This is a genomic window from Mucilaginibacter sp. OK268, from assembly GCF_900103125.1.
In the GTDB taxonomy this organism is placed as follows: Bacteria; Bacteroidota; Bacteroidia; order Sphingobacteriales; family Sphingobacteriaceae; genus Mucilaginibacter.
In genome coordinates, this window is sequence record NZ_FNJV01000001.1 from 38,383 (window position 1) to 54,208 (window position 15,826).

The following is a 15,826-nucleotide window of genomic DNA, read 5'->3' on the forward strand; positions in this document are numbered from 1 at the left end:
TCCAAAGGAGGGGGGGCTTAAAACAAAAGGCTTCCTTGAAGATGACAAGGAGGCCCTTTGTTTTAAGCCCTATTCCCGCTACAGACGATGAGGAGGGTGATCGAGCGAAGCGCAGATTGAGTAAGCTCTGCATTATGCAAATCGAAGCTTTCTGCTTTAAGCCTTCAGCTTTTGGCTATATTAAAAAGTATATTTTAATCCCAGACCCGGTGCTATGTCAAAGAATGGGCCCCGAGCCAGTTCAAGGCGCGGGTTAAGGTCAAGGCTGATGGCTATAGGGGCAGTTGGTATCTTATATTCAAGACCAAGCGTTGCGTCAGCACCAATCAGGATGTGTTTACCGCTATAGTATTCATCATCGCCGCCTATGCGTTTGTAATAACCGCTGCCTACCGATCCCAGGTGACCACCAAAACCATAGTAAAAATTCAGCTTATCAACACCAAAGGCCTGCTGGTGTATTTCATATAACCCGGTTATTACCACACCATGATCGCGTATGCCAATGATGCCTTCCAAAGCAGCACTATTATCCATAAAGTATTTTATAGAAGGGCCTACTTCGTAAGCGCCAAATTTTAATCCAACTGCTGTTTTGTAATCCTGTGCCTGCGAACGTTTACCTATTAATAAGAACGAAACCGAGAAAAATAAAATGTAAGCTAATTTTTTCATGTAGTGATTTTAAGTTAATGAATTTTGTTACTGTGCATGTAAAACCTCACGTTTGGTTAAATGTTTCAACTCGCACATATCCTGCAAATAAACGGCAGATTTGAAATTTTATGGCATTTTAATTAAAAAACAATGCCCGGAAAATTTTATCAGGCTGAAAATCAGTGCTAAATATTGAGCTTTTAAGCATGGTATTATAGGGGCAAATAGGTTATTTTAGTAAAATAATCTTACTGTGATAAAATGAATAACTTCAACCTAAAGAGAAACGGGTATTTGGGGATGGTTTTGTTGGCGCTATTTTTTGTGCCCTTAGGATGTGTGCAAAAACGCCTGGTAACCAATACTAATGGCCCATACTATAACGGTATGGTGGTATGTGCCTATCCCGATGCCGCGAAGGTTGGGCTTGATATACTAAAAAAAGGCGGTAACGCTGTTGACGCGGCAGTTGCCGTGCAGTTTGCTCTGGCAGTGAGCTATCCCGATGCCGGCAATATAGGTGGAGGCGGTTTTATGGTATACCGTTCAAAAACCGGCGAAACCAATACACTCGACTTTAGAGAAAAGGGCCCGGCCGGTGCCAGTGCCAATATGTATCTTGATTCGGTTGGAAACATGATACCCAATATGAGTCTTTACACCCATAAGGCATCCGGGGTACCCGGGTCTGTTGATGGCATGGTACAAGCTCATCAAAAGTATGGCAAACTCAAATGGGCCGATTTGCTACAACCTGCTATCAACCTGGCGCGTAACGGCTTTAAGGTAACACAGCGTTTTGCATCCGAATTAAACCATATAAAGGCTCAGGTTGAAAAATTAAATCCTGGCAAGGCTTATTTAATAAAAGATACTGAATGGCATGAGGGCGATATCCTGGTACAGGAAGATCTGGCCAAAACTCTGGAGCAAATTCGCGATAAAGGTCGCGAAGGATTTTATGGTGGCATAGTTGCCGACCAGATAGTTGCTGAAATGAAGGCAGGTGACGGTCTGATATCCAAAGCCGACCTACAAAATTACCATTCGGTTTGGCGCAAGGCAGTCACCGGAAACTATAAAGGGTATAAAATTATTACCATGCCGCCACCGTCAAGCGGAGGAATTGCATTATTACAGCTGCTCCAGTCGGTTGAGAAATATCCTTTAAAGAAATGGGGATATAACCAGGATTCTACCGTGAGATTGATCGTTGAGGCCGAACGCCGGGTATATGCCGATCGTTCCAAATATATGGGCGACCCTGATTTTTACAAGGTACCAGTGGATAGTTTACTGAAACCCGCTTATATCACATCGCGCATGAGCAACTTTAGCTGGGATGCAGCCACGCCAAGCAGCAGCATACAGCCTGGTACCTTTGCTGGCTACGAAAGCGATCAAACCACCCATTATTCCATTGTTGACCATGAGGGTAACGCGGTATCTATCACAACAACTTTAAATGATAGTTATGGTTCAAAGATATTTGTAAAAGGCGCGGGGTTTTTGCTGAACAATGAAATGGACGATTTTAGCTCTAAACCCGGCGTGCCTAACATGTATGGACTGGTAGGTGGGAAAGCCAACAGTATACAACCCGGCAAACGTATGTTATCGTCAATGACACCTACTATTGTTGAAAAAAACGGTAAATTATTGATGGTAGTGGGTACACCCGGAGGATCAACCATTATAACGTCGGTTTTTCAGACCATTATTAATGTGATCGAGTTTGATCAGGATATGCAGCAGGCGGTAGCATCCAAGCGTTTCCATCACCAGTGGCTACCCGATGCAATAGCGATCGAAAAAGGCGCATTAGATAGTACAACAATAATAAAATTGCAAAGCAAAGGCTATAAAATAAATAGCAGGGGCGGTATTGGCAGAGTTGATGCTATTTTGAAAACCCCGCAAGGCTATCAGGGTGGGGCAGATCCACGTGGGGATGATACGAAGATGGGCTATTGAGTTTGCAGTTCGTAGTAGGCAGTTTGCATGCATTATAAATACTGCTTACTGCTAACTTAAAACTGCCAACTAAAATTTGCGTAATCAACATGCATTTCTTACGTTTGGTATGCATGCAAAACAGCATTAAACATCAGGAAACGATTGACTATTTTTTAAAGATAGTATGGCAAACTGTTGCTAACCGGTATAACCAGTTGGTTACCGAATTTGGCATTACCCAGTCCATTGGCTATTTATTGATCAATATTGACGAAAAAGAAGGCACTACCGTTTCGCAGGCTGCCGCTTTGCTGGGCCTCAAATCAACCAGTTTATCCAGGATGCTTAGTCAGCTGGAAAAAACAGGACTGATATACCGCGAATCGAACCAGGGTGATAAGCGTTCGGTTAAAATATATCTGACCGAACTGGGAAAAGAAAAACGTCATCAGGCCCGTGCGGTGGTAAAGCAATTCAATAATTACCTCGATTCACACATCAGCGAGGCCGACAAGCAATATCTTACCGAAATGCTTAAGAAGATCAACAAGCTTACGCTGAACTATAAACCATGATCGCGCCCACACTTTTACCTTAAATTGTACGTTTTATTCAAAAAATTAAGCCCTAAGTATAGGGTGATGGTGTGCTTATGGGGCTATTAATTGTTAAAAAGTGTTAAGCTGCCGTTTTTCTATTATAAAAGAATAAATTTGCCTTTTGAAAATGAACAGGACGCTGTTAGCTTTATTCGTGATTGTTATTGGTTTTGGTGCGTGCAAAAAAACGACCGATCCTTTGATTCAATACAATGCGCAGAAAGCTATTGATGATAAGATCATAGCAGATTATCTGGCAGCTAATCCGGGCTTAAATGCTAAACGCATTGATACTTCGGGTGTTTTTTACAGTATTAAAGCAGGTGAGGAGGGGAGTGGTAATGATTTGTTCACCAGCTCAACACAAGTGACTGTTGGATATACAGGACGAATTTTGACATCGCAGGTGGTAATTGCCCAAACTAATGATTTTCATCCCTCATATCGTTTGAGTGATGTGATCAGGGGATGGCAGTTAGGTATACCAAAGATCAAGAAAAATGGTAAAATAAGGTTATTTATACCATCAAGATATGCTTATGGACCGTATCCACAGGATTCGTTACATTTGCCGGCGAATTCGGTGCTTGATTTTGATATACAGTTGTATAACGTGATCAATTAAAAATAAAAAGAATTAAGGAAGGATAGCGGATAAAACTGCCATTGAGCCAAAAAAATAAATAACCTAAATGAAACCGGCATTTTACGGGTTTTATTTAGCAGTTAAAAAAAACAAACAAATTTAAATGAAACAAACACTTTTTACGCTCTTATTAATTACCTCAATAGGTTTAATATCCTGTCGCAAAACAACAAACTCTCCCAATATCACACAATACGACCAAACCCAGATACAAAACTATATCAGTGCAAACGGGCTTACTGGTATGAAAAGGGATGAATCTAATGGCGATACCAGCGGTATATATTATCAGATACTTTCACAAGGGGCAACCAGTACACCTATGCAGTATTCTGATAGCGTTAGCTTTGTGCTATCGGTAAAATCATTTGATGGTAAGTATATCAACACAGATACCCTTAATTTAGCGCATTTTTCTGGTTTGCTGGGGCATGTATCGCTAGGTGGTAACATTATTGGTTTTACTAAAGGTTTACAATATGCCATCTACAATCTGGTTAAATACAAAGGTACAAGAGCAAGGATCCTTGTTCCGTCACGTGTAGCTTATGGTGTTAATGGCGTTGGTTCAGGTAGCTCAAGCAATACCAATTCGCGTGTTGCTGGTAACCAGTGCCTTGATTATTATGTAAACGTAGTTTCAAATCTTGATTATATTGATAATAAAACTCCCGGTTATGATGATTATGTGATCAATGACTATGCGAAGCGGAATAATATACCAATATCCACTTACACTCATGTTACATCTGGTCGTGGAAGAGGGCTATATTATAAAATAACCACCCCGGGTACAGGTACTGATATATTGAGTGATGCGTCAGCATTTACGGCAACCTATATTGGTAAATGGTTAAATGGCGCTACATTTGCAGGTACTGCTATAGATGTAGGAACTGCAGGTACAACTACTTTAACTTCATTTGATAGTCTTGGTTCACTTATTGTAGGTGTACAAGAAGCACTTACCGGGCAAAAAGTTGGTTCTACGGTTGCTATGCTTATACCTTCACGATTAGCTTATGGTAAAACAGGTACTACCGGTACAGGATCCAACGTATGCTTATATTATGAATTTACAATTGGTACGATAACTAATCCTTAATTTATTTAGCCAGCGCCACTTTAAAAACTTTTAAACAACGTTCACGTGCAAAAGCGTGATCAACAATGGGTTTCGGATATTTGCTAAAATCGGCATATTCCGGAACCCATTTTTTAATGTATTGTAATTGTGGGTCGAATTTTTTGGTTTGCGCATCAGGGCTAAATATGCGAAAATATGGGGCGGCATCCGTACCCGAGCCGGCGGCCCATTGCCAGCCACCTACATTGCTGGCCATTTCATAGTCAAGCAGTTTTCGGGCAAAATAGTGCTCGCCCCATCGCCAGTCTATCAACAAGTGCTTACTTAAAAAACTAGCCACGATCATGCGTAAACGGTTATGCATAAAGCCCGTGGTATTTAACTCCCGCATACCAGCATCTACAATGGGATAGCCCGTTTGCCCATCGCACCAGGCCTTAAATTGTGTTTCATCGTTCAGCCATTTAATCCGGTCATATTCCGGCCTGAAAGCATGATCCATCGTGTGCGGGAAATGGTACAGGATCATCATATAAAACTCCCGCCATATCAACTCATTCAGCCAGGTTTTATCTGGATTAGCATAAGCTGTTTTTGCTAACTCCCGGATGCTTACTGTACCAAAGCGCAAATGCAAACTGATACGGGATGTGCCTTTAATAGCTGGAAAATCCCTTTTCGCCTTATAATCACTGATCACATTTTTATATTCCTGATTTGGGAAAGGAACGGTATTTTTCTCAAATCCCATTTCTTTCAGGGAGGGGATAGGCAGGGCTTTAGTTTTAGCCAGATTTTTCAGGTATTTTTCGGTAGGATAAGGTTTTAAGTAAAATGGTTTCAGCAAGTTATACCATTTGCGCTGGTAGGGTGTGTAAACCGTATAAGGTTTGCCATCATCTTTAATAACTTCGTCCTTTTCAAATATAACCTGGTCCTTAAAGGTCTTTAGTTCGATGCCATGTTTTTTTAGCTTTTCTTTTATAGTATTATCGCGCTTTAGGGCATAGGGCTCATAATCATGATTGGTATAAACGGCGGTAATATTATACGCTTGAATGATATTGTCCCAAGCCTGTGTGGCTTTGTCATATATCACCTTTACACTGCTGCCCAATTGATGCAGTTCTTTATCCAGTTGCTCAATGGTTTGATGAATAAAGGTTACACGGGCATCACGCTTATCTTCGAGGTCGTCCAGTATCTCTTTATCAAAAATAAAGAGGGGGAGTACCGGGGTACCGCTTTTTAAGGCATGATATAAGCCTGCATTGTCATGTAGGCGCAGGTCGCGGCGAAACCAGAAAATGGTTACCGGATTTTTTTTATCCATAGATTTCTTTTAGCGCCGTAGATACTTCCGTGAATTTAAACCTAAACCCGGCGTCCTGGATCTTTTGTGCCGAAACTTTGGTACTCCCTAAAACAATGGTGCTCATTTCGCCAAGCATCAGTTTCAATACAAAAGCAGGTACGTTTGGCGCCCAAAGTGGTTTGTTTAATTGTTTGGCTACGGCCTGGGTTAGTTGTGCGTTGGTAGCCGGGTTGGGGGCTACCATATTGTAAACGCCGGTAACAGCGGTATTTTCAATACCATATACGTACATATCCACCACATCCTGCCAGTGTATCCAGGGGATCCATTGCCGGCCATTACCTATAGGTGAGCCTATATACAACTTTATAGGTTTGGCCAATGTAGGCAGCGCGCCGCCATCTTTATCCAACACCACCCCTGTACGGAATTTTACGATACGTAAACCCAGCTTTTGGCCTTCATCAACAGCATTTTCCCATTCAATGCAGCAATGGGCCATAAAGTCGGTATTGGGTGTGCTATCTTCTGTCATCAATTCATCGCCGCGGTCACTGTAATAGCCTATGGCGGCTGCAGAGATCACCGAGCTTACCTGATGTTCCCTGGTTTTGAGCAGATCATAGATCAGATCGATCGACTTGGTACGGCTATCGATCAGCTCCTTCTTACGCGCATCCGTCCATCGTTTTTCGGCTATGCCTGCTCCGGCAAGGTGTATTATGGTATCTATCCCCTCAATACAGTGTTCATCAATAATACCCCGATTAACATCCCATATAAAGGTTTTAACAGCGGGGTTATGCCCCGGAGTGCGACTCAGGGCACTTACCTGGTAACCCTTATCAAGCAGTAAACCCGTAAGTCGCCTGCCCACCGAACCCGACGCGCCTGTGATCAGAATGTTCTTACTCATTGTTTTCTGCCTGTATGTGGTTTATAGCTAAAAGTAACGATTCTTTATAAGTTAAACATTGGCTGGGTACAAGATCCTGGATAGAATGATCATGCATAATGATTTCGCCCTTCAGACTGCTGCCCAGGTTACGGGTAGCAGCGTAATCAAAGGAATTGGTGCGACTAAGCCAGTATGATAATATTCCGGAAGGCAGGAACGGGATGGTGATGATATGTCTTTTGAGTTGACGTATTTGGGCATAGCCTAAGATCATTTCTTTAAAAGTTAAAATATCAGGTCCGCCGATGTCAAAGCTCCGGTTAAATGTTTTCTCATTCAGCATCACGCTTTCCAGGTAGGTTAGTACGTCGCGTATAGCTATGGGCTGGCAGCGGGAATTTACCCAATTGGGTACGGTCATCACCGGTAGTTTTTCAGTAAGATCACGGATAATCTCGAACGACACGCTGCCCGAGCCAATGATGATAGCTGCCCGTAAAATAGTTAAAGCTGATTTACCCTCTTTCAGTACATCCTCTACATGCTTGTGCGATTCGAGATGCTTGGACTGGCTTTTACCGTTACTGATGCCACTTAAAAATATGGTTTGGCGGCAACTTGTCTGATCAAGCGCGTGTACAAAATTATATGCCGACAGGGCCTCCAGCGCGGCAAAACCTTGTGATTGATTAATGGAATGTACCAGGTAATAGGCCACCTCAATATCTGCCGGAAAGGCTTCTATACTTTGCTCCCGTAACAGATCGCCGGTAATAAGGGTAACGCGATGGCCAAAGTTGGTACGTTCCTGAAAACGCTTTTTATCACTTACCAGGCAAACAACTTCATGGCCTTTCTCCAATAAAATGGGGATCAGCCTCATACCTACGTAACCATTAGCACCAGCAAGTAAAACCTTCATTAATGGGCAACAATAAAAAAGGTTTGGTGTTTTAAAATTACGCACGCTGTACCATAATATGTTTGAACAAACGGCTATATGTTTACACTATCAGATACAACTACTTTGGCACACAGTGGCTTAGCATATTGTTCGGCAAAAATAATATGGGTAGGATCTATCTGGTAGGCGGCCTGGGCCTCAGGTGTATTAAACAGGAGCAACAAGGAGACATCGTATGAACGGTCGATCACATCGCGATTGGTATCGGCAGGTACACCGATATGGATATCGCGGATATGAGGAATGGGTTTCAGCAGATTTAAGCCCTCTATCAGTTTGTCTTTATCGGCTTTATTTTTAAGCCAAAAATGTACGTGATGAACAAAGGTATTTTGAAGTAATGGCATGTGCGTTTGATTAATTTGAATGCTAAACTAAATTATTGAAAACAATGTTACAACTCCGGACGAGTCTGATATGGAAAAACTTTTTAAACCTTTAATTTTAACACTTTTCTACTCAAAAACGGTTGAAAAGCAGTCAGAAATCACTCAAAAAACATCAATTTTAACACTTTTTAACAAATTTTAACACGATTTTGATGCGTTTTGAAAGCTTTAAAAAGTATTAACTTGTTGATTGTTAAATTATTAATTGTAAAATGACCAGTTTTGGCCCTTGTTTTACCCTTAACAACACAGCCCGTCTGTCTGATAAAAAGACAAGCGGGCTGTTAGATATATAAATATACTAAAATTTATGGGGAGGGGCAAGTCATATTGCAAATACGCTGGGCGCATTTGCCGAACGCGAAATTTGGTTTGATTATTGAGCGCTAAATGCATATGTATGCAACCCTATTACATCAATATCAATTGGTTTTATCATCCCGCGGGGCATTGCTGGACTATTGTGAAACCATCTTCCCGGAACATTTGGCCGAGCCAATCCCATCGTACAATAATGATAGTATGGGCAGTTTAATGAGGCATGTGGCTAATACTTATTTAGGCTGGCTGCTCAATTTTTTGCAACAGGAGCAACGACCCTACTTTACCAAAGACAACCACAAAAACCTGCAGGCTATTCGCAGTATGTTTGATCAGGTGAACGTGGTGGTTAACGACTTTTTGCAGCAATATAAGGATGATATTAACGTGCCGCTTACCTTGCCAAGGGAGGGCGAAACGGCACAAATCTTAACACCTCTGGAGCTGTTTACCCACGTAATCACCCATGAATTTCATCATAAGGGGCAATTAGCCAATATGAGCAGGCAATTGGGTTATACCCCGGTTGATACGGATGTGATAAGAGATTAAAAATTGCCCAATCAATTCCCTTCCCTATAGAATGAGTCGCACTATCCCCTGCTTTTATTGTGTGATGATATTAATTTTACTGCTATCCGCCAACTGAAAACTACCAACTCGGAAAATTAATACTCCAACACTACATGCGGCTTAAAAGTATCGGTTTTAACCTCGGCTTTGAGCTCGTGCAAAATATTGTACAGACCAAAGTTGGTGCGGTTTACGTAGATAAAGTGCTTTACCCCGCGGGCTTGCTTAAACTCGGGTAGTTTGGATAAGCGTTCACCAAAGCGGTACAGTTGGTCGAAAAAAGCTGTCTGACTAAAATCAAAATGATCATGGATGTAAGGCATGGCAAACAGCTCTATCATTTCGCGGAACTGGGTATAAAAAAACTCGATCTGCGCCGGGGTATCATCCTTGTGGATCATATCCAACTGACGGAAAGCCTTGATGGTTTCTGTTTTATTATCCAGCAAATTGGTGGAGGTAAGCGAGAAGAAAGGATAATAAAAATCTTCCGGCATCTCTTTAATACAGCCAAAGTCAATAACACCCAGTTTACCTTCGGGAGTGATCATGAAATTGCCCGGATGCGGGTCGGCATGTACGGCACGTAGCTCATGCTGCTGAAAATTGTAAAAATCCCATAGGGCCTGTCCTATCTGGTTACGCAGCTCCTGCGATGGATTGGTGGCCAGAAACTCGCGAAGGTGTTTACCCTCAAGCCAGTCCATGGTGATGATGCGTTTGCTGCTTAGTTCGGGATAATATTTCGGGAATACAATGTTATCGAGGTTGGCGCAGGCGGTCGAAAATTCGATGGAGCGCCGCACTTCCAGCTCGTAATCAGTTTCTTCCAGCAGGCGTTCTTCTACCTCACGCATATAAATATCCAGTTCGCGCTCGCTCATGCCCAGCATCCTGAAGGCGAAGGGTTTCACCAGCTTCAGATCGGATGATATAGAATCGCCCACGCCGGGATACTGGATCTTGATAGCCAGTTTTTTACCATCGAGTTCGGCCTGGTGAACCTGACCGATAGAGGCAGCATTAGTAGAGCGGATATTGAATTTATCAAAGATCTGATCGGGGTTTTTGCCGAAGTATTTTTTAAAGGTTTGCACGATCAGCGGCCCCGAAAGCGGAGGCGCATTGTATTGCGATTGGGTGAATTTATCTACATAAGCCTGCGGCAGCAGGTTTTTATCCATGCTGAGCATTTGCGCCACTTTGAGGGCGCTGCCTTTGAGCTCGCTTAATGATTTATAAATGTCTGCGGCATTATCCTCGTTCAGTTCGGACTTGTCCATATCCGGGTTGAACAACTTTTTAGAATAATGCTTGATATAATTACCGCCGATTTTAATGCCTGTAGTAACAAACTTGGCCGAACGCTGTACTTTGGTGGTGGGCATGCTGTTTTGTTCGGGAGTGCCCCCATCTCCTTTTAAATCTCCCCCGCCAGGGGCGACTTTATCATTTTCATCTACCATAGGTAATGTTAAAATCCCATCTTATCCTTTATACCGCCGTTTTTAACCAGGAACTTACCATACTCAAACAGGTTGTCGATAGGTGAGCGCTGGAACAGGTCGAACGTTACGTTAACGCCTTTTTCAATGGCTTCATCAGTTTTCTCGAACCCGGCCGAATTATCATTCACCCAAAAGTTAAGTACAAACACAAATTGTACCCACAGGGCGTCTTTATAACGCTTGCTGAAAAATTTACGGTCGCTCAGTTCTGATGATTCCAGACCTTCTTTCAGTATCTCATCGGCAAAATTTTCGTAAATGTCCTTCAGTTGTTCAAACACACGGGGCGTAGTAAACCCTTTGGGTTGTTTGTTGATAGTGTAAATGGCAAAACTGCGGCTGTTTTTAATCAGTTCGAAGAAACCATAAAAGAAGGATAGGGCTTTTTCGCGGGCGCTGTAACCAGCCCAAACTTCCTGTCCACGGATCTCGGTTAAAGTTTTGCGGGCAAATTCGGCCCAAATGTTTTGTTCAACCGCCTCAAATGAACCAAAGAACTGATAAAACTCAGCCTCGGTCATTTCGTTTTGTTTGGCAAAAATGTAAACCGATTTAGGTTGTGCGCCTTCGGTCAGTACATAATCAATATACGCGTTTTGGATGCTTTCGATAGTTGCCATAATCTAAATTGCTTTAATAAACCTCTCCTAAATCCTCTCCAAAGGAGAGGACTTTACTTAGCACATCTTAGTTTTTAACTCCCTCTCCTTTGGAGAGGGCCGGGGTGAGGCTTTATATAAACTGCTCAACCGCCTGTTGTAATTGCCGGGCCTGTATCACCCCACTTTGCCGCCATTTGGTTTGCCCTTTTTGAAATATCATAAGGGTAGGTACGCTTTGTATTTTATAAGCGTTGGCTGCCGAGGGGTTTTTGTCGATATCTATTTTTAGGATTTTTACCTTGTCGCCAAGGGCGTGTTTTACATCCTGCAATATCGGCGGCATCATTTTACAGGGGCCGCACCACTCGGCCGAAAAATCGACCAGTACAGGGGTTTCAGATGCTATAATTTCCTGGAAGTTAGCCATAGCGTATTAAATTAGTTCAAGGGTGAAAGTTCATAGTCCACATGATATGAACACTCTAATTTCGTAAAAGTTTAGGGTATTTAAAGGTATATGGTATATTATGACTTTTGGGTTATGAAGGAGGAGCGGGCTGAATATTAAGAAATACGTCATTGCGAGGTACGAAGCAATCTCTTTCGGTTTGTCATCCTGAGGAACGAAGGATCTACTCGTCGGTTTGTATGGCGTATACCCGCTCTTGGCCGCGGGAGGGCCAGTCACTTTTCCTTGATGAAAAGTAACCAAAAATCAAGTCACCAGAAATGCTTCTTTGTGCTCATAGCCATTACCCTGCAAAGCAGTCAGAACCACGGCTGCTAAACCTTACCTCCACTTCGTTCGCTCATTATCCCCACTTCAGATAAGGTTCGCTATACCCTTGCAACCGCACCCGCCCACCATCGTTCTGCCCGCTTTCGCCCGAAGCTGTTCTGCTGACGGGGAAAAAGAAATCACTAAATCATTAATTAAAAACCGTCCGAAGCTTGTCTGTTGACGAAGAAGAAAAGAAGGGAGAGTATACGCTGAATGACAAAAATATTGAGTTTAAAATACCTAAATTTAAGCATGCAAACCAAACTAACCATCTGCTTGTACCTGCTACTGACCTTGCCTATGGCCATGATGGCGCAGGATAAACCAACTGTAATACCGCTTTGGCCAAAAGGCGCGCCTGGTTTCGAGAACCGTCGTAATGAGCCGGAGCAGGCTAAAGATTACTGGGTGAAAAATATCCACAATCCATCGCTTACAGTTTTTGCACCGCCGGCAGGTAAAGCCAACGGTGCGGCTATTGTGGTGTGTCCGGGCGGCGGTCACCGTTTGCTGGTTTATACCGCAGAAGGGATAGAGCCGGGTAAATACCTGAGCAACCTGGGCATAACCGTTTTTGTACTGAAATACCGTTTGGGCAGGGATACGCTGTCGCCTTATAAAATTGATGTACATGCCAAGCAGGATGGTTACCGTGCTATGCGCCTGGTGCGCAGTAAAGCCGCTGAGTATGGTTTGGATACCAACCGCATAGGGATGATGGGTTTTTCGGCCGGTGGCGAAGTGGTGGATATGGTGGCTTATGGTCCGGGTAAAGGCGATGCCAATGCGCCTGATCCTGTAGACCGGCTGAATGCCCGGCCAAACTTTGTGATCCAGATATATCCCGGGCCGCTGTATGTACCCGATGTGCTGCCTGCCGATGCTCCGCCAGCCTTTTTGCTGGCTGCCAATGATGATCCTTGCTGCTCGCTCCCGATAGTGAAACTGTTGAACGCGTACCGGACAGCCAAAATACCGGTAGAGGTGCATCTGTATACCCAGGGTAGTCATGGTTTTAACATGGGCAACCGGTCCAAACTGCAGTCCATCAACACCTGGCCGCAGCGCATGGCCGACTGGCTAATGGATAATAACTATTTAACACCAGTAAAAAGGGAAAGACCAAAGGTGCTGCATTGAATAAGTCAAAATTCAAAAATAAAAAGTCAAAATGCGGGCGTTGATTAGCAAGTGGTTTTGACTCACCCTGTCATCGCTACGCTCGGCATCCCTCTCTTCACCTGCGGTGGAAAGAGGGAACTCCCAAAAAACTACAGCTTGTCATGCTGAACGAGAGTGAAGCATCTATTAAACGACATACAAAGTTTGCGAAATAGATCCGTCGTTCCTACCCACTACGTCCCATCCTCATGTCATTGCGAGGAGGAACGACGAAGCAATCTCATCGCGTTCAATATACAAGCGAGGAGATTATTAATGTTGCTAATTGTTTTCTTTTTCTAAGGTATTAATGAGCTCCCTGCGGTCGGTTGTCCACGCTTCGCTACGCAATGACATACTTTTTATAAATAATAGAGTTAGTGCTTTAATGTAATACGTCATCTCCCCTTCATAGACCGTCGGTTTTTAAAACTCAGGATGACAAAAGGATTTTGTGGATATTGCCTATGGATTGAGCAATACCACCTGCACCTCTGATAATTCTTTTTCGCGCGTGTTGCGGTTCAGAAATGTGGGTTTAAGACGAGTTACCGAATAGTGTTTAAAGGTTTTGATAACCGTGAATTTCCAGCCTTTTGCTTCCAGGTCATGCAGTACACCGGTATTGGCGTAGAGCAAACCCTTGCCCTTTATTGTGGAAGAACCGGTAACTTCTGTGAAGGGGGCATCCAGGTAAAAGTTAAAATCGTCATGAAACATACCATCATTAATATAAACCGGGAGCTTTTGCGGGTTGTTCTGGTTGATCCATAGAGCGGCTTCACTGCCCGATTGGTAATGCAGCAGCGAGGGATAAAAACACAGGTTAAGAAACAGGTTTACGACAAAGGAGGCCAGTAAGGTGCTGAAAATGGTCCGCTGCATGCCTGTAGAAACTTTGCCGGGTAAAAATATCAGCAACAGCAGGAATATAACGATGATGGATGCGGTAAGCCAGCCAAATGTTTCGGGGCGATAAAAATACCACAGCGTAACCGTAACCAGTAGCATGAGTACAATAACCACATTTTGGGTGACACGTATCGCTTTGATACTTTTTTCGGAACTAAGCCCGCTGAGATATTGAGCCGTGATGATAGAAAAAAATGGGAATACGATATTTAAATAATGTGGCAACTGAAATTTGGATGCCGAGAACAGCAGAAATGTAAGGAGCGATCCGCAGATGCAATACCACTCCTGCGCCTGTACATTTTTGATGCCTTTTTTAATGAACTGAAATATCGCCACAAACAATAACAGCGACCAGGGCAGAAAAGCCCAAAGCGTGGTATGTATAAAAAAGGTAGGGTCGCCATGACCTTTGATGGGGCCGGTATTAAAAAAACGCCCGAACTGGCTATCCCAGAAAAAGAATTTGATACCGGATACACCGGTGTGCCCGAACACCACCTTTTCGGGGTGGAGGTCAAACTGTTTGTACAGGCACCATACCTCGGGCATGATGAACAGCAGCACCAGTACGATAGCCACTAACCATCGCCAGTGAAAAAGCTGTTTCCATTGACGGGTGATGATCAAATGTCCAACCACAGCGCCGCCGATAGTGATCAACGCAAACATGCCTTTAGTCATAATGGCACAAGCGGTGAACAGACAGGCCAGCACCAATTGCCCAAAACTGTTGCGGGTGTGCGCTTTATAAAAATGATAAACCGAAGCAATAATCAGCCCGGTTAAATAAGGCTCGGCACGTACATCGGTATTGGAGAGGATGATATGCTGGGCGGTAAGCAATATCAAGACGGCCCAAAGAGCGGTTTGTTTATTATACAGATCTTTGGCAAAATGATAGGTATACGCAACTCCCATCATCATAAACAGGATGCCCGGTAGTTTGTAAGCCCAGGTAGTAAAGCCAAAGCATTTAAAAAACAACGCGGTAACCCAAAACGGAAAATGCGGTTTATCGAGCCAGTCGCTTCCCCAGGCAAACAGGTCGGCATAGTTGTTACGCTGTACCATGTTTTTGGCTATGGTGGCATACAGGTTGGCATCAGGCCCCATAATGGTGGTGAACAAACCGCTAAAATTGATGATCACTGCCATGCCGATGAACAGGTATAGCCATTTGGTTTGATGAGCGGTATTGGGACTTGGGGTTCCTGGTTCGTGTTGCGTATATCGGGAGCTCATCTTGTGGGTATCGTGTACGCAAATATAGTAAACATGGTTTTAACCCGAACCCCGCTGCCTTTATTCTACTGGCGGAAGTACCTGTAACCAGCGAACATGCTTTACTGGATTTTAAAAACACATCATCCAAATTTTATAAGGTTTGTATTGAAGGGCAATTTAATACGGTGAATAGGTAGGTAGTTTTGGAGGAGAAGAAGTAGGGGGATTGA

General features: G+C 43.3%; 15 protein-coding genes. 6 read left to right on the top strand and 9 right to left on the bottom strand.

Annotated elements, in window-relative coordinates:
* Window positions 1-180: 180 nt before the first annotated feature.
* The gene (locus BLR84_RS00140) at window positions 181-675 is read right to left on the bottom strand and encodes a hypothetical protein (RefSeq protein ID WP_090462639.1); all 495 of its coding nucleotides are present in this window, start codon (window positions 673-675) and stop codon (window positions 181-183) included.
* Window positions 676-918: 243 nt separating this feature from the next.
* Here BLR84_RS00140 and ggt point away from each other — a divergent pair, with 243 nt between their 5' ends.
* The 4 genes from ggt to BLR84_RS00160 all read left to right on the top strand — a co-directional run bounded on the left by ggt (window position 919) and on the right by BLR84_RS00160 (window position 4,963).
* The gene (gene ggt / locus BLR84_RS00145; protein ID WP_255366826.1) at window positions 919-2,631 is read left to right on the top strand and encodes a gamma-glutamyltransferase; all 1,713 of its coding nucleotides are present in this window, start codon (window positions 919-921) and stop codon (window positions 2,629-2,631) included.
* Window positions 2,632-2,756: 125 nt separating this feature from the next.
* Window positions 2,757-3,188 (top strand): MarR family winged helix-turn-helix transcriptional regulator, encoded by a 432-nt coding sequence (locus BLR84_RS00150; protein ID WP_175614176.1) that lies wholly within the window; start codon window positions 2,757-2,759, stop codon window positions 3,186-3,188.
* Window positions 3,189-3,339: 151 nt separating this feature from the next.
* Window positions 3,340-3,837, top strand: a complete 498-nt coding sequence (locus BLR84_RS00155; RefSeq protein WP_090462642.1) for an FKBP-type peptidyl-prolyl cis-trans isomerase — start codon at window positions 3,340-3,342, stop codon at window positions 3,835-3,837.
* A 124-nt stretch (window positions 3,838-3,961) separates the two neighbouring features.
* Window positions 3,962-4,963: an FKBP-type peptidyl-prolyl cis-trans isomerase gene (locus BLR84_RS00160; protein WP_090462645.1), complete on the top strand. Its 1,002-nt coding sequence runs from the start codon at window positions 3,962-3,964 to the stop codon at window positions 4,961-4,963.
* Window position 4,964: 1 nt separating this feature from the next.
* Here the strand turns inward: BLR84_RS00160 and BLR84_RS00165 are convergent, their stop codons facing one another.
* The 4 genes from BLR84_RS00165 to BLR84_RS00180 form a co-directional block, all read right to left on the bottom strand.
* Window positions 4,965-6,278, bottom strand: coding sequence for a cryptochrome/photolyase family protein (locus tag BLR84_RS00165; protein ID WP_090462648.1), 1,314 nt, complete (start codon window positions 6,276-6,278; stop codon window positions 4,965-4,967).
* On the bottom strand, window positions 6,271-7,176 hold the full coding sequence (locus BLR84_RS00170) for a TIGR01777 family oxidoreductase (protein WP_090462651.1): 906 nt from the start codon (window positions 7,174-7,176) through the stop codon (window positions 6,271-6,273). The genes BLR84_RS00165 and BLR84_RS00170 overlap by 8 nt, the downstream gene beginning before the upstream one ends.
* Window positions 7,169-8,080: an NAD(P)H-binding protein gene (locus tag BLR84_RS00175; RefSeq protein ID WP_090462654.1), complete on the bottom strand. Its 912-nt coding sequence runs from the start codon at window positions 8,078-8,080 to the stop codon at window positions 7,169-7,171. The genes BLR84_RS00170 and BLR84_RS00175 overlap by 8 nt, the downstream gene beginning before the upstream one ends.
* 74 nt (window positions 8,081-8,154) lie before the next feature.
* Complete coding sequence (locus tag BLR84_RS00180; RefSeq protein ID WP_090462657.1) at window positions 8,155-8,469, bottom strand: Dabb family protein; 315 nt, start codon at window positions 8,467-8,469, stop codon at window positions 8,155-8,157.
* A gap of 438 nt (window positions 8,470-8,907) precedes the next feature.
* Between BLR84_RS00180 and BLR84_RS00185 the strand changes: the two genes are divergently transcribed.
* The gene (locus BLR84_RS00185) at window positions 8,908-9,384 is read left to right on the top strand and encodes a DinB family protein (protein WP_176851897.1); all 477 of its coding nucleotides are present in this window, start codon (window positions 8,908-8,910) and stop codon (window positions 9,382-9,384) included.
* Window positions 9,385-9,500: 116 nt separating this feature from the next.
* Here BLR84_RS00185 and BLR84_RS00190 read toward each other — a convergent pair whose 3' ends face one another.
* From BLR84_RS00190 to trxA, 3 genes are all read right to left on the bottom strand, one after another.
* Window positions 9,501-10,871, bottom strand: coding sequence for an ABC1 kinase family protein (locus tag BLR84_RS00190; protein ID WP_090462664.1), 1,371 nt, complete (start codon window positions 10,869-10,871; stop codon window positions 9,501-9,503).
* An 8-nt stretch (window positions 10,872-10,879) separates the two neighbouring features.
* The gene (locus tag BLR84_RS00195) at window positions 10,880-11,533 is read right to left on the bottom strand and encodes a TetR family transcriptional regulator C-terminal domain-containing protein (protein ID WP_090462666.1); all 654 of its coding nucleotides are present in this window, start codon (window positions 11,531-11,533) and stop codon (window positions 10,880-10,882) included.
* Between the two features lie 112 nt (window positions 11,534-11,645).
* A complete protein-coding gene (gene trxA, locus BLR84_RS00200; RefSeq protein ID WP_090462669.1) occupies window positions 11,646-11,942 on the bottom strand; it encodes a thioredoxin in 297 nt (98 codons plus the stop codon).
* A 606-nt stretch (window positions 11,943-12,548) separates the two neighbouring features.
* Here trxA and BLR84_RS00205 point away from each other — a divergent pair.
* The gene (locus BLR84_RS00205) at window positions 12,549-13,436 is read left to right on the top strand and encodes an alpha/beta hydrolase (RefSeq protein WP_090462672.1); all 888 of its coding nucleotides are present in this window, start codon (window positions 12,549-12,551) and stop codon (window positions 13,434-13,436) included.
* Window positions 13,437-13,922: 486 nt separating this feature from the next.
* On the opposite strand, the gene BLR84_RS00210 is transcribed toward BLR84_RS00205, so the two are convergent.
* Window positions 13,923-15,614: an ArnT family glycosyltransferase gene (locus tag BLR84_RS00210; RefSeq protein ID WP_090462675.1), complete on the bottom strand. Its 1,692-nt coding sequence runs from the start codon at window positions 15,612-15,614 to the stop codon at window positions 13,923-13,925.
* Window positions 15,615-15,826: the final 212 nt, after the last annotated feature.